The sequence below is a fragment of the Hymenobacter properus genome, from assembly GCF_015694735.1.
In the GTDB taxonomy this organism is placed as follows: Bacteria; Bacteroidota; Bacteroidia; order Cytophagales; family Hymenobacteraceae; genus Hymenobacter; species Hymenobacter properus.
The window spans coordinates 1,184,932-1,204,312 of sequence record NZ_JADQDP010000001.1 but is presented as its reverse complement, the minus strand read 5'-3'; the positions used below and the strand labels follow the sequence as shown (position 1 = coordinate 1,204,312).

Here is a 19,381-nt window from a genome sequence, read left to right as displayed (position 1 = left end):
CAATTGTACTAGATTCTAAAAATTGCCTTTGCAGCGCCTGATAGATGATTTTAACCCGGCGGTGTTGCAGCGTTGTATCAAAAGCGGACGGTTGGTGTATCAAAAACGTACGTTTTAGGCGCTGCTTTAATTGGTTATAAATTTAATAATTTGTGAATCAGTGATTTGACAAAGTGGCATCGTTCTTCGTGTGTCGAGGCATGGGCCTTTAATCAGGCCGCTGAAACGCTGCCAAGCACATGGACGAACTGATTCAAAAGAAAACCTGGACCCCAGCTAAGCTGCTGCTGCTGGGCGCGCTGGCCCTGGTGGTGGTGGCCGTGGCGGCCCTGCTGCTCACCTCGGCCGGCCCGGCCAAGCTCAACATCGACCCCGAGCGTATCACCATCAGCACCGTGTCGCGCGGGCCGTTTCAGGAGTTTGTGCCCGTGGATGGCGTGGTAATGCCCATCAAAACCATTTACCTCGACGCGCCGGAGGGCGGCACGGTGCAGCGCATCCTGGTGGAAGATGGCGCGGCCCTGCAGGCTGGCCAGCCCATCATTCAGCTGGCCAACACCGACCTGCAGCTCGAAATGGTGAACCGCGAAACCGCCGTGTTCGACCTGATGAACAACCTGCACAACACCCGCAACCTGCTCCAGCAAAACCGCATCACGCAACTCAATCAGCAGGCCGAAATCGACAACCAGCTGCGCGAGGCCAAGCGCCTCTACGACCTCAACAAAAGCCTCTACGACCAAAAGGTGATAGCGCGGCAGGAGTACCAGCAAACCAAAAACGCCTACGATTTTCAGCGCCGCCGCAAGCAGCTCAGCGGGCAGGCCCTGCAGCACGATTCGCTGGTCATTCGGGAGCAAATCAACCAGATGCAGCAGTCGGTGGGGCGCATGCAAAGCAACCTGGCCCTGATGCGCCGCAAGCTCGACGACCTCACCATCCGGGCGCCCGCGGCCGGCCGCATCACATCGCTCAACGCCGAGATTGGGGAACTGAAAACCCGCGGCCAGCGCATCGGCCAGCTCGACATGCTGACCGGCCTGAAGGTGCGCGCCACCGTGGACCAGTACTACATCTCGCGCATTTTCCCTGGCCAGAAGGGCGATATCACCCTCAACGGCAAAGTGTATGGGCTGAGCGTGAAGAAGATTTTTTCGCAAGTGGCCAAGGGCGTGCAGGTAGACCTGGAGTTTACCGGCGAAACGCCTGCCGGCCTCGCCCAGGGGCAGTCGTTGCCGGTGCGCCTGGCCCTGAGCGACCAAACCATGGCCCTGCGCGTGCCCAAAGGCGGCTTCAACCAGAAAACCGGTGGCAACTGGATTTTCAAGGTGAGCGAAAACGGCGACAAGGCCTACAAAGCCGACATCCGGCTGGGCCGCCAAAACCCTGACTATTACGAAGTGCTGGAAGGCCTCAAGCCCGGCGACCGGGTGATAACCTCCAGCTACGAGGGCTACGAAAACATGGGCGAGTTAGAGCTGCGCGCCAAGTCGAACTAGCCCGGCACGAACATAAAAGGAACGGTCTTGCCGGGCGCGGCCGAAGCGGCGCTGCCACAAATGGTACTTGGTGAGTGCTTTGGCTTCGCTGCAACGAAGCGGTAGCGCTGCTTGGGCGGCACTCGGCAAGACCGTTCCACACAACCGAATGCGAACACAACCCCATCTTTTTTCTGCAAAAATTACCTTCTCCCGTTCACCAGCCCACTTCCACTTCCCATCCCATGATTAAAATCGAAAACCTCGAGAAGATTTACCGCACCGACGAGGTGCAGACCAAGGCCTTGAACAACGTGTCGCTGGCCGTGAACGAAGGCGAGTTCGTGGCCATCATGGGGCCGAGCGGCTGCGGGAAGTCGACGCTGCTCAACATCCTGGGGCTGCTTGACGAGCCCGACGGCGGGCAGTTTGCCTTTGCGGGGGCGGAGGTGGCGCACGCCTCGGAGCGCCGCCGGGCCGAGCTGCGCAAAAAGCACATCGGCTTCGTGTTTCAGAGCTTCAACCTGATTGAGGAATTGACGGTGGCCGAAAACGTGGAGCTGCCGCTCATATACCTGGGCGTGGGCGCGGCCGAGCGCAAGGAAAAAGTGGCTGCGGTGCTGGAAAAGATGCAGATTATGCACCGCCGCAACCACTTTCCGCAGCAGCTCTCGGGCGGGCAGCAGCAGCGCGTGGCCGTGGCCCGCGCCGTGATAAACAGCCCCCGCCTGATTCTGGCCGACGAACCCACCGGCAACCTCGATTCCAGTAACGGCAACGAGGTGATGGAGCTGCTCACCGAGCTCAATGAAGGCGGCACCACCATTGTGATGGTGACCCACTCGGAGCACGACGCGCGGTATGCCCACCGCGTCGTGCGGCTGCTGGACGGGCAGGTGGTGCTCGAAAACCGGCAGCCGGCTTTCTCGGCCTAACCAGCCCTTATATCTCGCCCGATTTTCTGCTCAGAAGTCATGTTCAAGAACTATTTCCTCGTGGCCTACCGGAACCTGGTCCGGCACAAAGGCTTTTCTTTTCTCAACATTGCAGGGCTGGCGCTGGGGCTCACGGCCTGCCTGCTCATTGGCCTGTTTGTGCACGACGAGCTGCAATTCGACAAGTTTGTGCCGCAGGGCGACCGGATTTTCCGCCTCTACGCCGACCATTTCAGGGGTGATGCCCGGGAAACTGCCGCGCCGGTGCCGCCCATGTACGCCACCACCATGAAGCAGGAGTTTCCGGAAGTGGAGCAAACCATGCGCATCCTGATGCAGGCCTCGAACAACCTGGTGGAAGTGGGCGACAAAAAGCTCTACGTCGACAACAGCGTCATTGCCGATTCTACCTTCTTCAGCATGTTTGAGCTGCCGTTCAAATACGGCTCGGCCGAGCACGCGCTGGACGCGCCCACGTCCATTGTGCTGGCCGAGGACGTGGCGACCAACTTTTTCGGCAAGGAAAACCCGGTAGGCAAGGAAATTAAGGTGAACAAGCAGAGCCTGCTGGTGAAAGGCGTGCTGCGCGGCGGCCTTTCTAAATTCCACTTGCCCATCAACTATGTGCTGCCCCTGTCGGCGGCCGGCCTGCCCAAGGAGCGCATGAAAAAGTGGGGCTGGCACCAGTTTTTCACCTACGTGAAGCTGCGCCCCGGCACCGACGCCCAGCAAACCCAGGCCAAGCTGCAGCGCTACGTGACGCAGGTGGTGAACCCGACCCTGCCCGCCGACGACCAGATTAAAGAGGTGACGTATCTGCAGCCCCTGCACCAAATCCACCTGTATTCGGCCAATTTCAAGTACGACATGTCGACGAAGGGCAACATCACCTACGTAAAGGCCCTGAGCTTCATTGCCGTCTTCATTCTGCTGATTGCGGGCTTCAACTTCGTAAACCTGTCCACGGCCAAATCGCTGCAGCGGGCCAAGGAAGTGGGCATCCGCAAAACCATTGGGGCCAGCCGCGAGCAGCTCATGCTGCAGTTTCTGAGCGAAACCGTGCTGCTCACGCTGGTGAGCGTGGTGCTGGCCACGGTGCTCACGGCCTTGCTGCTGCCTTCGCTCAATGCCTTCACGGGCAAAACCATGACGTTCGACCTGCTGGCCAATCCGGCACTGCTGGGTTTGCTGGGGCTGCTGACCGTGGTGGTGGGGCTGGTGGCGGGCTTCTACCCGGCGCTGGTGCTGTCAGGTTTTCAGCCGGTAAAAGTGCTGAAAAGTGCCGTGGTCACGGACGGTGTGTTTGGCCGGGTGCAGTGGCTGCGGCACGGGCTGATTGTGGTGCAATTCGCGCTGTCGGTGTTCCTGATTGTGTGCGCGCTGGTGGTGTTTCGGCAGGTGAGCTTCCTGCACAACAAGGACTTGGGTTTCAACCGCGACCAAATCATGTTTTTCCCCATGCGCGGCGACAACATGAAGGAGCACTACGACGCCTTTAAGAACGAGCTGGCGCAGGTGCCCGGCGTGGCCTCGGCCAGCATCGGCTACGGCTTCCCCGGCGACCAGGTGGCCGGCGACGGCATCATCGTGCCCAAAAACGGCGAGGACAAGGAGCACGGCGTAACCCAGTTGATGGTAGACTACGACTACCTCAAAACCCTGGGCATGCAACTCATCGCCGGCCGCGACTTCTCGCCGGCGCTGAAAACCGACAAAGACCAGGCCTTCATCCTCAACGAAACGGCCGTGAAGGAGCTGGGCTTCGGCACGCCCGAAAAAGCCCTGGGCCAACCTCTGAAGTGGAAGGTGTGGAACGACAAAAACCCCGACTCGCTGAAAGTGGGCAAGGTTATCGGCGTGGTGAAGGATTTTCATTACAAGAGCCTCTACGACAGGCTGGAACCCGCCGTGCTCCAGATTTTCCCCGGCGCCTACTGGAAAGTGGCCGTGAAGCTCAAGGCCGACAACATCGGCAGCTCGGTGGAAGGCGTGAAGCAGGTGTGGGCCAAGTTCAGCCCCGACAGCCCCATTGAGTATAAGTTTCTTGACGACAACTTCGACCAGATGTACAAAGCCGAGGATAAGCTCAAGTCGCTGCTCTGGCTATTCACCGGCATTGCCATCTTCGTGGGCTGCCTGGGCTTGTTCGGCCTGGCCACCTACGCGGCCGAGCGTCGCAAGAAGGAAATTGGCATCCGGAAGGTATTGGGCGCCAGCGTGGGCAGCATCGTGGGCCTGCTCTCGAAGGAATTCCTGGTGCTGGTGCTGGTGGCGGCCGTCATTGCCTTCCCGGCCGCCTGGCTGGCCATGAACCGTTGGCTGCAGGACTTTGCATACCGCATCGATATGCCGCTGTGGGCCTTCCTGGTGGCCGGGCTGGCTGCGGCCGCTGTGGCCTTTCTCACGGTGGGCTACCAGGCCGTGCGCGCCGCTACCATGAACCCGGTTTCTAACCTGCGAGCGCAGTAAGGATTCCTGCGCGTGCCTGGCAGCCGCACCAGCCACGCACCTAACCCCGGCAGCTTTGGGAAGCTACCTCTTCGGAGGTGAGGCCGAAGAGGGGAGGAGTGGGCACGCCCAGTAGCCCCAGATAAACGTACAGCTGCCCCCGGTGGTGGATTTCGTGCTCCAGAAGGGCCCGGAGCCATTTCCACAGCGTAATCGGCGCGTTGCCCGGCATGAGGCGTTTCTGCTGAAGTTCACTGTCGGTCAGGCTGCCGAGAATGGCGGCAGATTCGGCCCGCAACCGGTGGTAGTAGTGCAGCACCTCGGCAGGGCCCGCCGCCAGTTCCCGGCCCCAGCCCGCGTAGGCACTCGGTCGGCCCGCCGCTACTTCGGCGTACAAGTACCGCTCGATGGCCGCGAGGTGGCGCACGGTATCGCCGAGGGTTAAGCTGCCGGGCCGGCAGCGCCAGTCCAGCTGGTCGGGGGGCAGCAGCGCAACCAGGCGGTCGGTTCGCTGACGGATTTTCCCGTGGTAATCGAGGAATGAGGCAATGGTGCGAATTTCCATCAGGAGTTCAACGAAGTAGACGCCGCGGCCGGGCTTTCATCCAGCAGCAGCTCCATGTGGATGTTGACCCGTTCGTAGGGCGAGGGCCGGTCGGGCTCAATCTGGCGGAACCCCAGCTTGTGGTAGAGCCCGATGGCCGCGGTGAGCCCGGTGTTGCTTTCCAGGTACACGCGCCGCGCGCCCATGCTGCGGGCCGCGTCGAGGGCGGCCTGGGCCAGGCGCTGGCCAATGCCCAGCCCCTGCGCCGCCGGCGACACGGCCATTTTGGCCAGCTCCAGCGTATCGGCACCCATGCGCAGCAACGCGCAGGCCCCAACAATTCGACCCTGATGCTCGGCCAGCAGGATTTGGCCGCCCCGTTGCAGCACGTAGGCTTCGGGATGGTCGAGCATCTCTAGGTCGTGGTCTTCGAGCACGAAGTCCTTCTCAATCCATTCTGCATTGAGGCGCTTGAAATCCGCGGCGTACTCGGGCTGGAAAGTGAGGATGCGGAGGTTTTCCGCCTGGGAGCGGGCCGCTGGTCCGGGTTGGGCAGGGGTGGTGGAGGCGTGCATGAGTGCAGGCGAATAAGGGGAAGGCACTGTTGTTAGGAGGCGGCGGGCTTACGCCCCTGCAGGTACTCGTCGGTGAAGTGGGCGGTGCGCTTGGGCTGGGCAAACTTCTCGGCGTTGTAGCCCTGCGAATGGCCCCGCGGGATGGACAGGGAATGCCACTGGCTATCGAGCGCCATCTTGCCCAGAAACACAATTTGGCCCACGTGGTAGGGGTAGTGCGCCAGTTGCCGGTTGATGGCTTCGGTGATGCTGTGGCCTTGGTTGCGGATGTACACCGTGGTGCCCTGGTTGGCTTCGGTGATGGAATCCAAAGCCGTGAATAAGCATGCCCAGCCGGCTTCCCACTTGGCCAGCAAGTCGTCGCGGGTCAGGATGTGGGCTTCAAATTCCGCGTCGCGGTTGCGCCACTGCTTCTCGCCATCGGAGGTGAGGAAATCGGTCCAGCGCGAGAGCATGTTGCCCCACAGGTGCTGCACAATGATGGCGATGCTGTTGCTCTCGGCGTTGTATTGCCAGAACAGGGCTTCATCAGGCACCTGGGCAAACGTCTGGTCGCCGAGCAGCTTGTAGTACTCAAACTGTTTTCTGACACTGGTGAGGTAGTCCGGAGCCATGGCAATAGTCATTGAAGGGTGAAAAGAGTCGTGTTGCTTGAATTCAATTAGGAGCCTTGTGGCCCGGAGCCGGGCGGTTGATAAGCCAGACGCCGCCCAGTATCACCGCCAGGGCCAGCACTTGTTGCAAGCGAATGGCTTCGTGGGCCAGGCCGGCCCCCAGCAGCACCGCTACCACCGGGTTGACGTAGGCGTAGGTGCCCACTACGGCCGGCGGCCGCACCTGCAGCAGCCACAGATAAGCCAGATAAGCCACCCCCGAGCCGAACACAACCAGGTAGCCCAAGGCCCACAGGCTCCGGCCGCTGACCTGGGCCGGCGCCACGCGCGCCCACTCGCCCGCGCCGCAGCCCACCAGCCCGCAGAACAGCCCCGCAGCCAGCAACTGCTGCGCCGCATTGGGCAGCGCAGAACCCGGCGCGACCCAGTAGCGGGTGAGCAGGGCCCCGGCCGCAGTGCACAGGCTGCCACCCACAACGGCCCCCACGCCCAGCCAGTACCCCGGACTGAGGACCCGCACCCCCGATTCCGTGAGCTGTCCACCAAACAAGCCCGCTACCCCCAGCGCGCCCAGCAGCAAACCCAGCAACCGCAGCTTCTCGCGTCGGTACTGCGCCCAGCGCGGCCAGTCGAGCACCGCCAGCCACAGCGGCACCGTGGTAGCCAGAATGGCGGCTAGGCTGCTGGGCAGCACCTGCTCGGCCCACACCGTAGAGCTGCTACCGAGTCCCAGAATCAGCACGCCGCACGCCGCATTGCGGGACCACCCGGCCCGCACCACGGCCGGCTGCCCGCGCAGCTGGCTCAGGCCGGCCAGCAAAGCGCCGGCCAGCAGCAGGCGGGCGGCCATCAACAGGTAGGGCGGCAGCGTTTCCAGCGCCACCAGCGCCGCAAAATACGTCGACCCCCAAATCACATAAATGGCGGCAAACGCCAGGGCCACCGCTCCGGGTGCGGTCACGCGGGGCGCGAGCGGGCCGCTGCGGCGCACGGGAGAGTCAGCTGTCGCGGGCATAGAGGGACATAATGAAAATGATTGAGAAGGCCCTGCCAAAGGACCAAAGCGGGAACAAGCCGCAAACGCAGGCTTCAAGGAAATTGGCGTGCTGCAGCACCGGCGTGTGACGCAAGAGGCGGCTATGGCCTGATTCACTGGCTACAAGCAACTCAATGCTTGCATTCTCAGCCAAGTAGGTATGCGCCCGGACAAAACGCCTGCTCGTTAGCTGTGTCGTGAACGCCCATGCAGCAACGGGCTCTCTGCAGTGCCTCGAAAGGAAAGGCAATATCCTCCAAGGGTTGCCGCAGGTACTGGGCAACGCGCTAGTAGAACCGTTCCCGCACGGAATTGGAAACGTGAAGCGGCGGAAACCTACCCTTGGGCTGGTTCAGCCAATTCTTCGGGCACCACCACGATGCCCTGCTGCAGCTTGGAGTTTCGGCGGCCGTAGAGGAAATAGACCGCGAAGCCCAGCAGCATCCACACCCCGGCCACTTGCAGGGTAAAGGCATCCAGGGCCACAATCAGCAAGGTGCAGAGGACGGCGCCCAGCGCGGGCACCAGCGGGAAGCGCGGCGACGACAGCGGCGAACGGAACGGGCGGGGCTGCTCGGGGTGGGAGCGGCGCATCAGCCACACGCCCACGCTCACCAGCACGAAGGCCAGCAGCGTGCCGAAGGAGGTTAAATCGCCGGCCAGCGAGCCGGGCACGAAGGCCGCGAACAAGCCCACAAAGGCCATAAGCATGAGGTTGGACTTGTAAGGGGTGCGGTAACGTGGGTGCAGCTCGGCAAAGGCCGGCGGCATCAGGCCGTCTTTGGCCATGGAGAAAAACACGCGGCTCTGGCCCATGAGCATCACCAGCACCACCGACGAGAAACCCAGCAGAATGGCCAGCGTCACGGCCGTGGCCAGCCAGCCGTAGCCCGGCATGTGCGCCCGGATGGCATAGGCCACCGAGGCCTCTGCCCCCAGCGAAGGGTCGGCAAACTCGCGCCAGTTGGCCACCCCCGTGAGCACGTGCCCGAACAGGATGTAAAGCACCGTGCAAATGACCAGCGAGCCCAGAATACTCAGCGGCATGTCGCGCTTGGGGTTCTTGGCCTCCTGCGCAGCCGTGCTCACGGCGTCAAAACCGATGAAGGCAAAGAACACAATGGCCGCGCCGCCCAGAATACCGCCCAGGCCGTGCTTGTTCCAGGCCGAGTACTCGCGCACCACCGCACCCGCCGCGTTCCGCACCGGCGCTGCATTTTCCGGAATGAGGTAGGGCGTGTGGTTGGCGGGGTTGATGAACTGCCAGCCCACCCCAATGAAGAGCAGCACCACGGCTACCTTCACCACTACCATCACCGAATTAAACACTGCCGATTCCTGCGTGCCTTTCACAAGCAGCAAGCTCAGGGCCACCACCACCAGCACGGCCGGCAGGTTGATGAGTCCGTGCTGCGTGACGCCGCCAAGCACGGCGCTTTCCAGCGGGGAATGGCACCAGGCGTAGGGCATCTGAATGCCAAACGCCTGCAAGAGCTTGTTGAGGTATTCGCTCCAGCCAATGCTGACGGTGGCCGCGCCCAGGGCGTATTCCATAATCAGGGCCCAGCCGATAACCCAGGCCACAAACTCGCCCATGGTGGTGTAGGCGTAGGTGTAGGCCGAGCCGGCAATCGGAATCATGGCCGCGAACTCGGCGTAGCACAGCCCCGCAAACACGCAGCCCAGCGCCGCCAGCACAAACGCCAGCGTCACGCCCGGCCCCGAGGCCTGCGACACGGCGTTGGCCGTGCGAATAAACAGGCCGGAGCCGATGATGGCGCCCACGCCCAGCGCAATAAGGTTGCCCGCGCCCAAGGTGCGCTTAAGCGCGCCGTGACCGGAAGCATTGGCCTCGCCCAGCAAGATTGCCAGGGGCTTGGTAGCGAAGATGTTGCTCATGAGTGTGAGAGGGAATGAGTAGGGGAGAAGGCTTCAAGTTGGCGCCTTAGCTCGCTGATACGGGCCAGGTGGTGGTCGTCGTGCTCGGCCACAAACAGAAACAGGTCCGTTGGCCGCATGGGCGTGCGCATGCGCGGGTGTAGAGCCGACCGTTCCAGCATGGCTGCGTCCAACGCCTGCAGGCGTTGCACGGCGCGCAGGCGCTGCTGCCGGAAGCTGCTCAGCAGCGTGGGCAGGGGCGTGGCGTTGTGGCCCGCCCGGGTGGTGGCTTCGTTGTTCAAATCCGTCGGGCGCAGCTCGGCTTCCCCAGCCACGATGTCTTCGAGGCGGCCCAGCCACAGGGGTTCCAGGTCGGCCAGGTGGCCCGCGTTTTCCTGAATGCTCCAGGTGCCGTCCACGCGCGCAGTCAGCCATTCAGAAGGCATTGCGGCCAGTTTTTCTTCCAGCCGGGCCGGCGTGCCCGCTAGCCGCTCCAGCAGCGAAGGCAGCAGGCGCGGGTCGGCCGACTGGGAAAATTCGCGTTCAAACCATTTTAGTTGTTTCATGCGGAGTGGGGTGGTGGGGGCCGCAAGGCCTGTTTTTGGGAAGCCAAATGGGGGATGCCACCCGCTTTAAGCAGGCGGCGCGGCCAGGCCGATGGCCTCGCGCACGAGCCCGGCCAGGCGAATGAGGCCGGCTTCCACTTCCTCACCGAAAGGCAGGCCGTAGCTGAGCCGAAAGCAATTGTGGTACTGCTCGTGCAGCGTGAACATGCGGCCCGGCGCCAGGCTGATGCCCGCCTGCGCCGCCCGCCGAAAAAGCGCTGTGGCGTCCACGCCCGCCGGCAGCTCCACCCACAGCAGAAAGCCCCCCTGCGGCCGGCTGACCTTGGTGGCCGGAAAGTGTTGCTCGATGACGCGGGCGTAGCGCCGGTAGTTGTCCAGCAGAAAGCGCCGCAGCCGCTGCAAGTGCAATTCGTAGCGGCCAGTGGCCAGCAGGTAGCCAATGGCTTGGTGCGTGAGCCCCGGCGAAGCCACCTGCTGGTAAAGCTTGAGCCGCTTGAGCTGCTCCACATAGCGACCCGGGGCCACCCAGCCCACGCGGTAGCCCGGCGCCAGCGTCTTGCTCACCGAGCCGCACCAAAGCACCAGCCCCGAGGTGTCGAAAGCCTTGCAGGGCTTGGGTCGCTGGGCGCCGAAGTGCAGGTCGCCGTAGAGGTCGTCTTCAATCAGCGGCACCTGGTAGCGCTCCAGCAGCTGCACCAGTCGGCGCTTGTGGGCTTCGGGCATGCAGCTGCCCATGGGGTTGTTGAAGTTGGGCGTGAACAGGCACACCTGCACCCGGCCCGCCGCCAGGTGAGCAGCCAGGGCATCCAGCTCCACGCCGGTGTCGGGGTGGGTGGGCAGCTCCAGCACCTGCCGGCCCAAGGCGCGGGCCAGCTGCAGCACGCCCAGGTAGGTGGGGCTTTCCACGGCGAGCGTGTCGCCGGGCTTAGTGAGCGCCAGCAGGCACAACGTCACAGCCGCCATGCAGCCTTCGGTGGCGATGAGCTCGTGCTCGGTGAGCTGGCCACCCCACAGCATGCTGTAGCGGGCAATCTGCTGGCGCAACAGCAGGTTGCCCTGCACGGGCTCGTAGCGGGTGCCGGCCTGCGGCAGCTGTTGCTGGGCCCGTCGCACGGCCTCGGCCAGCCGGGCCACGGGCAGCACCGAGGGGTCGGGCACCGAGACCGAAAGCGGAAGCAGGTCCGGGCGGTGCATGTGGGCCGAGTACTCAGCAATCAGGTCTTCCGCCTCGCTGAAGGCCGCCAGCTCCGGCGGATGCGCGGCGGGCTGTGTGGGCGTGGGCAGGGCAGGAGCGGGCCGGCCCACCGGGCGCACGTAATAGCCCGACTGGGCCCGGACCTCCACCAGCCCGCTCGCTTCCAGCGCGTAATAGGCCTGCAAGATGGTGCTCACGCTCAGCCCCTGCTCCCGGCTCAGTACCCGCACCGAGGGCAGCTTGTCGCCCGCGCGCAGCACCCCGCCCCGAATCTGGGCCGTCAGGTGGTGGGCCACCACCTGGTATTTGTGCAGCGGGGCAGCGACGGGCAGTGCAGGGTTCATGGCAAGGCAAGAATAATGCTAATGAGCAAGATAAACCTGTCGGGGATGCATCGCGAATCAGGCGCCGGCCGCTGCAGCCGCGTAGTGTGCCCGCACCCGCTGCACCAGGCCCTGGGCGTTCAGCTCCATGTATTCGGCGGCCGGCCAGTCGTTGATGCTGCGGTAGTAGAGCACCACCGACTGCACGCCGGGCAGCACCTGCTGTAGCGCAAAGCGCAGGTCGGGGTAGCGGGTCAGGCCCGTGGCGAAATAGGCGCGCAAGGCGGCTTTGCTGCGAAGCACGCCGCTGGCGTCCGCGCCCAGCTGCTTAATGAGTGGCGAGCAAAAATCGAGCTCTTCGGCGTAATGGGCCATAATGCGGTCCAGGTCGTGAGCATTCCAGCTGTCGACCCAGTCGTGGGCGAAGGCGGTGGCTTGTTCGAGGGTCATGGTAATAGCAGAAGGGTAGTAGCACGGCCGGTGCAGGAACCCGACAAAAGTCCGGAAGGCTGTACCGCCAAAACAGAGGCAGTTTTCCACTTATTACACCGGTACAGTTGGCCCTTGCACGAAGCTTGGAATTGTCGGCACACCACCAGCGAGGCCTGCGCTAGGGCGTCCACTCCCTTAATGACCATGCACTGTTATTCAGACAAGGCAAAAAGTGCCACAGAGACAGAAGTTTCCCTGATATTAAATGTGCCAAGCACTCTGGGCTTCGTGGCATTGTTTAGCCTTAGGGGGCAGGTGCAGCTAACCCAAATTGCGCCGCCGTACCCATGCCGCATCGTTCATTGACCACGCGGGGCTCAAAAAGGAATATCCGGAAAACGAAAATGCCCTTCCTGCAAGCAGGAAGGGCATCGTTTGTAGTCCGTAGGGGAATCGAACCCCTGTTGGCAGAATGAAAATCTGCAGTCCTAACCCCTAGACGAACGGACCGTTGTTCGTTTTGATGATGCAAAGGTACGGCGCGAAGTCTTCCGTGCAAGTATCGGGCCTAAAAAAAATGGCGTGTGAGCGGAAATGGCCTGTTTTACAGGCTGAAAAATTTGCGCACCATGTCAAGTCCCGCTGCTGGCTGGTGGATGCAAACCCTCAATGGAGCTAGTTGGTTGTTGTAATCGGTAGAGGAATCGAACCCCTGACGGCCTATATGGTGGAAAGCGGCGCCAACCCGCGCCGTTCTACTATCTTCGCCCCGATTTTAAACCAGCCGCCAGTCTGGGGGCTGTCACTTACCACCCTTCCTGTTTCACCATGGCTAAAATTAAAGTCGCCATCAACGGCTTCGGCCGCATTGGCCGTCTCACTTTCAAATCGCTGCTGGGCCGCGACAACGTGGAGGTCGTTGCTATCAACGACCTGACCGACAACAAAACCCTGGCCCACCTGCTGAAGTACGACTCCGTGCACGGCCGCTTCAATGGTACCGTGAGCTACGACGAGGAGAGCCTGACTGTGAACGGCCAGCGCATCCATGCCCTGGCTGAGCGCGACCCCAAGCTGCTGCCCTGGGGCAAAATGGGCGTGGACGTGGTGCTGGAATCGACCGGCCGCTTCGTGGACGAAGCCGGTGCTGGCCAGCACCTCACCGCTGGCGCTAAGAAAGTGGTGATTTCGGCCCCCGCCACCGGCAACATCCCCACCGTAGTGTTGGGCGTGAACGAAGACATCCTCACCGGCTCCGAAACCATCCTGAGCAACGCCAGCTGCACCACCAACTGCCTGGCCCCCATGGCTAAGGTGTTGGACGATGCTTTTGGCATCGAGAAAGGCTACATCACCACGGTGCACGCCTACACCTCCGACCAGAACCTGCAGGACGCCCCCCACAAGGACCTGCGTCGCGCCCGCGCCGCTGCCTATAGCATCATCCCCACCAGCACCGGCGCCGCCAAAGCCGTGGGCCTGGTGCTGCCCCAGCTGAAAGGCAAGCTCGACGGCCTGGCTATGCGCGTGCCCGTGCCCGATGGCTCGATGACCGACCTGACCGTGATTCTGAAAAAGGAAACCACCAAGGAGGAAATCAACGCCGCCCTGAAAGCCGCCGCCGAAGGCCCGTTGAAAGGCATCATCGAGTACGTGACCGACCCGCTGGTGAGCATCGACATTGTGGGCAACCCCCACAGCTGCATCTTCGACTCGGAACTGACCGCCGTGAACGGCACGCTGGCCAAGGTGATTGGCTGGTACGACAACGAAACCGGCTATTCGACCCGCACGGCCGACCTCATTCAGAAGCTCGGCGAGCAGATGAACGGTTAACTCCCGGCTTCGTAAATAAGACGCCGCTTGCTTCGCCATCCGTGGTGGGGCGGGCGGCGTTTTTCGTGTAGCTGCCCGGCGACTCCACCTTTTATATTGATTTGCTTAGCGCTAGCTGAGTGCGCACCATGCCCAAAACCTGCTTCATCCTCAACCCCAAAGCGGGCCCCAGCCGCCGCCACGACATGCCGGCGCTCATCGCCCAGCACTTTGGGGCGCGGGAGGCCGACTATGAAATCCGGCAAACCGAATACGCGGGGCACGCCGTGGAGCTCGCACGGACGGCCGCGGCGGAAGGGTTCGCGGTGGTGGCCGCGGTGGGCGGCGATGGCACGGTGAATGAGGTAGGCCGCGGCCTGCTGGGCACCGATGCGGCCATGGGCATCATCCCGCAGGGTTCGGGCAACGGCCTGGCCCGCCACCTGAAAGTGCCGCTGGGCTTGCCGGCGGCCCTGCGCCGGCTGGCTGCGCCCGCTTTCAGCCGCATGGACGTGGGCGTGATGAACGGGCACCCGTTTTTCTGCACGGCCGGGCTAGGGTTCGACGCGCACGTGAGCCAGCACTTTGCCCAGGCCGGCTCGCGAGGACTGAGCACCTACCTGCGCGTGACACTGCGCGAATACCGCCGTTTTCGCGCCGTGCCTGTGGAAGTAGACCTCGCCGGGCAGCACCTGGCCACCGATTGCTACGTGCTGGCCTTTGCCAACGCCTCGCAGTACGGCAATAACGCCTACATCGCCCCGCTGGCCGACTTGCGCGACGGCCAACTCGATGTGTGCCTGATTGACGCGCTGCCGGCCGGCCGGGCCTTCCGCGTGAGCCTGGCCATGGCCCTGGGCACGCTGCCCCAGAGCAAGGCGGCCGAGTATTTTCGGGTGCCACAGGCACGGGTGCAAGCCGCGGCGCCCATCGGCTTCCACGTCGATGGCGACTACCTGGGCCACGCTACAGAGTTTGAAGTGGAGCTAATGCCGCTGGCGCTGGCCGTGGCGGTTTAGATTTTGGTGGTCAGTTGCTCGTTGTCCGTTGTTAGCAACTCGATACGCTGATGCAAATGCTAACAACGGACAACGAGCAACTGACAACTAGAACCATGAAACAGAACCGTACCGGGGTCGTGTACTCGACCAACCCCGATTTCTCTTACCAAAGCAACGAGCCGGCGGAGGCCACTACGCTGCCGCCGCAGCAACAGCAGCTGCGTGTGCAACTCGACAAAAAGCAGCGCGGCGGCAAGCAGGTGACGCTTGTGACCGGCTTTGTGGGCACCGATGCGGACCTACAAGCTTTGGGTAAGCTGCTAAAAACCAAATGCGGCGTGGGCGGCAGCGCAAAGGATGGCGAGGTAGTGGTGCAAGGCGACTTCCGCGACAAAGTGCTGGAAGTGTTGCTGAAGGAAGGTTACAAAGCCAAAAAAGCGGGCGGTTAACGCTAAGCGGATGCACCCCGGCGGTGGGGTTTGCGTATGCCGGGCTTTACACTTGATGCTCATGCCCGAGTTGCCCGCGCCTGCTCCCATTAATTCGTCGGCCCGTCGGCTGCTGAGCCGGCGCGGCGAGTTATTACTGGCGGTGCTGCCAGTAATTACGGTGCTGGGCTTGCTCTGGCTGCTCAAACTCCTGAGTAACCAGCAGCTCCTGTTTGCCTCGCTGGCGTCGAGTTGCTTTTTGATTTACCTCGACCCTGGGCATCCCACCAATAGCGGGCGCACGCTGGTGATTAGCCAGCTGTCGGGGGCAATTCTGGGTTTTGCGTTTCATGCCTGGCTGGGGCCGGGCTACCTTGGAGCGGCTCTGGCGCTCCTGAGCGTGATTGGGGTGATGATAGCCGCCGATGCCATGCACCCGCCGGCCGTGGCCACGGCGTTGAATTTTGCATTCCGCGCCGGCGCGGGCGAAGGTAATTTGCTGTTGTTTGGGCTGGCCGTGGGCTTGGTGCTGGTGCTGCTGGCCGTGCAACGCGGCTCGGCCTACGTGTTGGGCCGGCTCACGCGCGCCGCGTCCTTGCCTTCGTTCTAATTTACTGCCATGCCACAGCTACCCGCCCTGCCCGAAACAGCCCGCGACGTGACCTCCTTACACGGCCAGGCCGAAGACACCGTCATCAACGCCGTGCAGTGGCTGAAGCTGGGAGTGGAAGCGGTGGGGGCCACCATCATTGTGCTGGGCATTCTCAGCGCTGGCTGGCTGCTGTTGAAAGCGCTGCTCAAACGACAGACGGCTGATTTTACGGCCATCCGGTTGGCGTTGGCGCGTTACCTAGCCCTGGCGCTGGAGTTTCAACTGGGGGCAGATATTCTCTCTACGGCAATTGCGCCGAGTTGGGAGCAAATAGGCAAATTGGGCGCCATTGCCGTCATCCGGACGGCATTGAACTACTTCCTCTCCCGCGAAATGCGCGAGGAGCGCCGTGAAACCACACCCGAAAAAGCGGTGGTGGAGCGGGCTGATAAATGAAAGAGTAGAAGACAGCACGTCCTGCTGAGCGCAGTCGAAGCATCTCTGCCCCAGCAGTAATCCATTCGATTGTCATGCTGAGCTTGCGAAGCATCTTCTCCCCGCTGAACGATTCGGACTGACGTGATAAGGTCCTTCGTCTCTGCTTGAGCCGCAGAATGCTCAGAATGACAGACGAAGTGGTAGAGATGCTTCGGCTGCGCTCAGCAGGACGTTTCTTTTCTCACTTCTCACTTCTCACTTCTCATTTCTCAACCGCTCCTTTGCCCGCTCAGCGTCCTCCGGCGTGTCGATGCCGAAGGCTTCGAGCTCGGTTTCGGCGCATTGGATGCGGAAGCCGGCTTCGAGCCAGCGCAACTGTTCCAGGCTCTCGGCGGATTCGAGGGGCGACACGGGCAGGCGGGTGAGCTGCTCCAGCACGGTGGGCTTGTAGGCGTAGAGGCCCAGGTGGCGCAGGTAGCGGTGGTGCGCCAGCCACTCCTCGGGCACGCGGCCCCGCTGGTAGGGCAGGGGGTGGCGGCTGAAATACATGGCGTGGCCCAGCTGATTGAGCACCACCTTGGGCAGGTGCGGGCTGAACAACTCCTCGTCCGTCAGCACGGGTTTGACCAGCGTGGCGATGTCGGGTGCGGTGGCGGCGTCGGCAAACAGGTCGGCCAGGGCGTTGATTTGGCCGGGGTGAATGAAGGGCTCGTCGCCCTGGATGTTGACGATGCAATGCACGTCGGCCGGGCTGCCCAGCTGCTGGAAGGCTTCCCACAGGCGGTCGGTTCCGCTGGGGTGGTCGGGGCGGGTGAGCACGGCCTCGCCGCCGAATTCCTGCACGTGCTGCTGGATGCGGGCGTCGTCGGTGGCCACCACCACGCGGGCCAGGTTGGCCTGCCGGGCCTGCTCCACCACGCGCCGAATCATGCTGCGCCCGCCCAGGTCGACGAGGGGCTTGCCGGGCAGGCGGGTGGAGGCAAAACGGGCGGGAATAAGGCCAAGAACCATGCGGAGCGCGAAGATAAAATCCGGTGAAAGCACCAAAAATAGGGGGCAAACCACGGCTTTAACTTGAAATGCTTTCGGGGCGCGGCCAATTACCCGCTGGTTTTTGCGTTATTTTGCCTCAACTGCCCACCCAATCGGTTTTTGCTGGAGTGGCGCTGATTTTGCCAGGTTGATTTTATGACTGTACTTCTTTCGTTATTCACGGTGCTGGCCCTCGGCGGCCCGGGCAAGGGCTCAGCTGCCAAGGCTGCGCCCACCGATTCTATTGGCGTGGAGATGCGCGGCGGCCAGCGCTTCGTGAAGCACCGCGTGACGGCCGGCGAAACCCTCACCGCCCTCACCCGCCGCTACCACGTCAGCCTCGACCAGCTCACGGCGGCCAACCCGCAGATTAAAAACGGCCTGGGCATTGGCCAAATCGTGTACGTGCCGCGCCCGGCAGCCGGCAAAACGGCTGCGGCAACGACGGCCAGCAAGGCTACCGCACCCGCTGCTGTTGTTGTGCCCGCCCGCCACACCGTGGCCAAGGGCGAAACGCTGTTTGGCATTGCCCGCAAGTACCAGCTCACGCCCGACGAACTCATTCGCCTGAACAAGCTGCCCGCCGGCGGTGCGGTGCGCGTGGGCCAGCAGCTGGTGCTCTCGGGCAGCAGCGCCACGGCCGAGCCCGCGGCTGCACCAGTGCGCGCCGCCGAGGTGGAGGCCGTGCCCACCACCACGGTGGCCAAAACGCCCCCGCCGGCTCCCGACAAGCCCGCGCAAATTGCTACTGTGACCTCTACGGCACCGGCTGAGAAAGAGAAAGAAGAAAAGCGCGAAGAGCGCGAGGAAAAAACCGAGCGCACGCCTACCCGCGCCGGCGAGCTGCTCTCCCGCGTGGTGGAAAATGGCCTGGGCGCGTCCATCGAAAACAACGTGACCGACAAGTACCTGGCGCTGCACAAAACCGCGCCGGTGGGCACCATCATGCAGGTGAAAAACAGCATGAATGGTCTGTCGGTGTATGTGCGCGTAATCGGCAAGCTGCCCGATACGGGAGAGAACAACAACATTCTGGTGCGCCTCTCGCCCCGCGCCGTGCAGAAGCTAGGCACCTCCGATGCCCGTTTCCGGGTGGAGACGAACTACATTCCGCAGTAGGGCGGTTGTCATTATAACACGCCTGTCATCCTGAGCGCAGCGAAGGACCTTCTTACGTTGGAACGACAGTTCAGCCGTTAGAAGGTCCTTCGCTGCGCTCAGGATGACAGGCGTGTTATTTCATGCATTTATACTTACCTCGTTGAACATCGCCCAACTCCGCCGCCAACTCGACGCCCAGTACGAGCGCTACAACCGGCCCGATTTCATTAAGAACGACCCCATTCAAATCCCGCACCGCTTCACCCAGAAGCAGGATATTGAGATTTCGGCCCTGTTTGCGGCACTGCTGGCCTGGGGGCAGCGGCCCACCATCATCAACAAGTGCAACGAGCTGCTGCGCCGCATGGACGACACGCCCTACCAGTTCGTGACGCAGCACCAGGACGAGGACCTCAAGCGCCTGCTGGGTTTCTGCCACCGCACGTTTTGCGACACCGACTTGCTGTATTTCGTGGAGTTTCTGCGCGACTGGTACCGGCAGCACGATTCGCTGGAAACCGCGTTTCTGGTGGGGCACTCACAGCGCGAGCGGCTCATCAACTTCCACAACCGCTTCTTTAGCCTGCCCGATGCACCCCAGCGCACCCGCAAGCACGTGGCCACGCCGGCCCGCAAATCGGCCTGCAAGCGCGTGAACATGTACTTGCGCTGGCTGGTGCGCCGCGATGACCACGGCGTAGACTTCGGCCTCTGGACGCGCCTCTCGCCCGCCGACCTCATCATGCCCATCGACCTGCACGTGGAGCGGCAGGCCCGCCCCCTGGGCCTGCTCACCCGCAAACTCGTGGACTGGGAAGCTGCCGAAGAACTCACCGCCAACCTGCGCCAACTCGACCCCGCCGACCCGGTGAAATATGACTTCGCGCTGTTTGGGGCGGGGGTGGATAAGTAGGGCAAATGGCGTCGCTGGCGCGCGTGCTACACACCAG

Annotated in this window: 19 protein-coding genes and 1 tRNA gene; 10 read left to right on the top strand and 10 right to left on the bottom strand. The window is 62.6% G+C overall.

The window, feature by feature from the left end; genetic code table 11:
• Window positions 1-239: 239 nt before the first annotated feature.
• The 3 genes from I2I01_RS05205 (at window position 240) to I2I01_RS05195 (ending at window position 4,882) form a co-directional block, all read left to right on the top strand.
• Window positions 240-1,499: an efflux RND transporter periplasmic adaptor subunit gene (locus I2I01_RS05205; protein WP_196285346.1), complete on the top strand. Its 1,260-nt coding sequence runs from the start codon at window positions 240-242 to the stop codon at window positions 1,497-1,499.
• 224 nt (window positions 1,500-1,723) lie between these two features.
• Window positions 1,724-2,413 (top strand): ABC transporter ATP-binding protein, encoded by a 690-nt coding sequence (locus I2I01_RS05200; protein ID WP_196285345.1) that lies wholly within the window; start codon window positions 1,724-1,726, stop codon window positions 2,411-2,413.
• Between the two features lie 39 nt (window positions 2,414-2,452).
• Window positions 2,453-4,882: an ABC transporter permease gene (locus I2I01_RS05195; protein ID WP_196285344.1), complete on the top strand. Its 2,430-nt coding sequence runs from the start codon at window positions 2,453-2,455 to the stop codon at window positions 4,880-4,882.
• A gap of 40 nt (window positions 4,883-4,922) precedes the next feature.
• Here the strand turns inward: I2I01_RS05195 and I2I01_RS05190 are convergent, their stop codons facing one another.
• The 9 genes from I2I01_RS05190 to I2I01_RS05150 all read right to left on the bottom strand — a co-directional run bounded on the left by I2I01_RS05190 (window position 4,923) and on the right by I2I01_RS05150 (window position 12,534).
• Window positions 4,923-5,426, bottom strand: coding sequence for a DinB family protein (locus tag I2I01_RS05190; RefSeq protein WP_196285343.1), 504 nt, complete (start codon window positions 5,424-5,426; stop codon window positions 4,923-4,925).
• The gene (locus tag I2I01_RS05185) at window positions 5,426-5,980 is read right to left on the bottom strand and encodes a GNAT family N-acetyltransferase (RefSeq protein ID WP_196285342.1); all 555 of its coding nucleotides are present in this window, start codon (window positions 5,978-5,980) and stop codon (window positions 5,426-5,428) included. Before I2I01_RS05185 ends, I2I01_RS05190 begins: the two co-directional genes overlap by 1 nt.
• A 32-nt stretch (window positions 5,981-6,012) precedes the next feature.
• Complete coding sequence (locus I2I01_RS05180; protein WP_196285341.1) at window positions 6,013-6,594, bottom strand: DUF1572 family protein; 582 nt, start codon at window positions 6,592-6,594, stop codon at window positions 6,013-6,015.
• 43 nt (window positions 6,595-6,637) lie between these two features.
• Complete coding sequence (locus tag I2I01_RS05175) at window positions 6,638-7,609, bottom strand: EamA family transporter (RefSeq protein ID WP_196285340.1); 972 nt, start codon at window positions 7,607-7,609, stop codon at window positions 6,638-6,640.
• 357 nt (window positions 7,610-7,966) lie between these two features.
• Complete coding sequence (locus tag I2I01_RS05170) at window positions 7,967-9,529, bottom strand: amino acid permease (protein WP_196285339.1); 1,563 nt, start codon at window positions 9,527-9,529, stop codon at window positions 7,967-7,969.
• Window positions 9,526-10,074 carry a DinB family protein gene (locus I2I01_RS05165; RefSeq protein ID WP_196285338.1) on the bottom strand — a complete coding sequence of 183 codons (549 nt, stop codon included), beginning with the start codon at window positions 10,072-10,074 and terminating at the stop codon, window positions 9,526-9,528. Before I2I01_RS05165 ends, I2I01_RS05170 begins: the two co-directional genes overlap by 4 nt.
• Before the next feature lie 66 nt (window positions 10,075-10,140).
• Entirely contained in the window at window positions 10,141-11,613 is a 1,473-nt protein-coding gene (locus I2I01_RS05160; protein ID WP_196285337.1) for an aminotransferase-like domain-containing protein, read from the bottom strand.
• Window positions 11,614-11,670: 57 nt separating this feature from the next.
• On the bottom strand, window positions 11,671-12,042 hold the full coding sequence (locus tag I2I01_RS05155) for a nuclear transport factor 2 family protein (protein ID WP_196285336.1): 372 nt from the start codon (window positions 12,040-12,042) through the stop codon (window positions 11,671-11,673).
• Window positions 12,043-12,462: 420 nt separating this feature from the next.
• A tRNA-Glu gene (locus I2I01_RS05150) sits at window positions 12,463-12,534 on the bottom strand.
• 318 nt (window positions 12,535-12,852) lie between these two features.
• Here I2I01_RS05150 and gap point away from each other — a divergent pair.
• The 5 genes from gap to I2I01_RS05125 all read left to right on the top strand — a co-directional run bounded on the left by gap (window position 12,853) and on the right by I2I01_RS05125 (window position 16,316).
• Window positions 12,853-13,860, top strand: a complete 1,008-nt coding sequence (gap, locus tag I2I01_RS05145; RefSeq protein ID WP_196285335.1) for a type I glyceraldehyde-3-phosphate dehydrogenase — start codon at window positions 12,853-12,855, stop codon at window positions 13,858-13,860.
• Window positions 13,861-13,988: 128 nt separating this feature from the next.
• Complete coding sequence (locus I2I01_RS05140) at window positions 13,989-14,858, top strand: diacylglycerol/lipid kinase family protein (protein WP_196285334.1); 870 nt, start codon at window positions 13,989-13,991, stop codon at window positions 14,856-14,858.
• Window positions 14,859-14,953: 95 nt separating this feature from the next.
• Window positions 14,954-15,289 (top strand): translation initiation factor, encoded by a 336-nt coding sequence (locus tag I2I01_RS05135; RefSeq protein WP_196285333.1) that lies wholly within the window; start codon window positions 14,954-14,956, stop codon window positions 15,287-15,289.
• Between the two features lie 61 nt (window positions 15,290-15,350).
• Window positions 15,351-15,878, top strand: a complete 528-nt coding sequence (locus I2I01_RS05130; RefSeq protein ID WP_211537818.1) for an HPP family protein — start codon at window positions 15,351-15,353, stop codon at window positions 15,876-15,878.
• A gap of 9 nt (window positions 15,879-15,887) precedes the next feature.
• Window positions 15,888-16,316, top strand: coding sequence for a DUF1622 domain-containing protein (locus I2I01_RS05125; protein WP_196285332.1), 429 nt, complete (start codon window positions 15,888-15,890; stop codon window positions 16,314-16,316).
• A gap of 237 nt (window positions 16,317-16,553) precedes the next feature.
• Here I2I01_RS05125 and kdsB read toward each other — a convergent pair whose 3' ends face one another.
• Window positions 16,554-17,309: a 3-deoxy-manno-octulosonate cytidylyltransferase gene (kdsB, locus tag I2I01_RS05120; protein ID WP_196285331.1), complete on the bottom strand. Its 756-nt coding sequence runs from the start codon at window positions 17,307-17,309 to the stop codon at window positions 16,554-16,556.
• Between the two features lie 177 nt (window positions 17,310-17,486).
• Between kdsB and I2I01_RS05115 the strand changes: the two genes are divergently transcribed.
• Window positions 17,487-18,449, top strand: coding sequence for a DPBB and LysM peptidoglycan-binding domain-containing protein (locus tag I2I01_RS05115; RefSeq protein ID WP_196285330.1), 963 nt, complete (start codon window positions 17,487-17,489; stop codon window positions 18,447-18,449).
• 142 nt (window positions 18,450-18,591) lie between these two features.
• Complete coding sequence (locus I2I01_RS05110; RefSeq protein ID WP_211537817.1) at window positions 18,592-19,344, top strand: TIGR02757 family protein; 753 nt, start codon at window positions 18,592-18,594, stop codon at window positions 19,342-19,344.
• Window positions 19,345-19,381 lie beyond the last annotated feature (37 nt).

Bases quoted from the DNA above. Each gene is read 5' to 3' on its own strand.
- I2I01_RS05205 (WP_196285346.1), top strand. From the start codon at position 240: ATGGACGAACTGATTCAAAAGAAAACCTGGACCCCAGCTAAGCTGCTG.
- I2I01_RS05200 (WP_196285345.1), top strand. From the start codon at position 1,724: ATGATTAAAATCGAAAACCTCGAGAAGATTTACCGCACCGACGAGGTG.
- I2I01_RS05195 (WP_196285344.1), top strand. From the start codon at position 2,453: ATGTTCAAGAACTATTTCCTCGTGGCCTACCGGAACCTGGTCCGGCAC.
- I2I01_RS05190 (WP_196285343.1), bottom strand. From the start codon at position 5,426: ATGGAAATTCGCACCATTGCCTCATTCCTCGATTACCACGGGAAAATC.
- I2I01_RS05185 (WP_196285342.1), bottom strand. From the start codon at position 5,980: ATGCACGCCTCCACCACCCCTGCCCAACCCGGACCAGCGGCCCGCTCC.
- I2I01_RS05180 (WP_196285341.1), bottom strand. From the start codon at position 6,594: ATGGCTCCGGACTACCTCACCAGTGTCAGAAAACAGTTTGAGTACTAC.
- I2I01_RS05175 (WP_196285340.1), bottom strand. From the start codon at position 7,609: ATGCCCGCGACAGCTGACTCTCCCGTGCGCCGCAGCGGCCCGCTCGCG.
- I2I01_RS05170 (WP_196285339.1), bottom strand. From the start codon at position 9,529: ATGAGCAACATCTTCGCTACCAAGCCCCTGGCAATCTTGCTGGGCGAG.
- I2I01_RS05165 (WP_196285338.1), bottom strand. From the start codon at position 10,074: ATGAAACAACTAAAATGGTTTGAACGCGAATTTTCCCAGTCGGCCGAC.
- I2I01_RS05160 (WP_196285337.1), bottom strand. From the start codon at position 11,613: ATGAACCCTGCACTGCCCGTCGCTGCCCCGCTGCACAAATACCAGGTG.
- I2I01_RS05155 (WP_196285336.1), bottom strand. From the start codon at position 12,042: ATGACCCTCGAACAAGCCACCGCCTTCGCCCACGACTGGGTCGACAGC.
- gap (WP_196285335.1), top strand. From the start codon at position 12,853: ATGGCTAAAATTAAAGTCGCCATCAACGGCTTCGGCCGCATTGGCCGT.
- I2I01_RS05140 (WP_196285334.1), top strand. From the start codon at position 13,989: ATGCCCAAAACCTGCTTCATCCTCAACCCCAAAGCGGGCCCCAGCCGC.
- I2I01_RS05135 (WP_196285333.1), top strand. From the start codon at position 14,954: ATGAAACAGAACCGTACCGGGGTCGTGTACTCGACCAACCCCGATTTC.
- I2I01_RS05130 (WP_211537818.1), top strand. From the start codon at position 15,351: ATGCCCGAGTTGCCCGCGCCTGCTCCCATTAATTCGTCGGCCCGTCGG.
- I2I01_RS05125 (WP_196285332.1), top strand. From the start codon at position 15,888: ATGCCACAGCTACCCGCCCTGCCCGAAACAGCCCGCGACGTGACCTCC.
- kdsB (WP_196285331.1), bottom strand. From the start codon at position 17,309: ATGGTTCTTGGCCTTATTCCCGCCCGTTTTGCCTCCACCCGCCTGCCC.
- I2I01_RS05115 (WP_196285330.1), top strand. From the start codon at position 17,487: ATGACTGTACTTCTTTCGTTATTCACGGTGCTGGCCCTCGGCGGCCCG.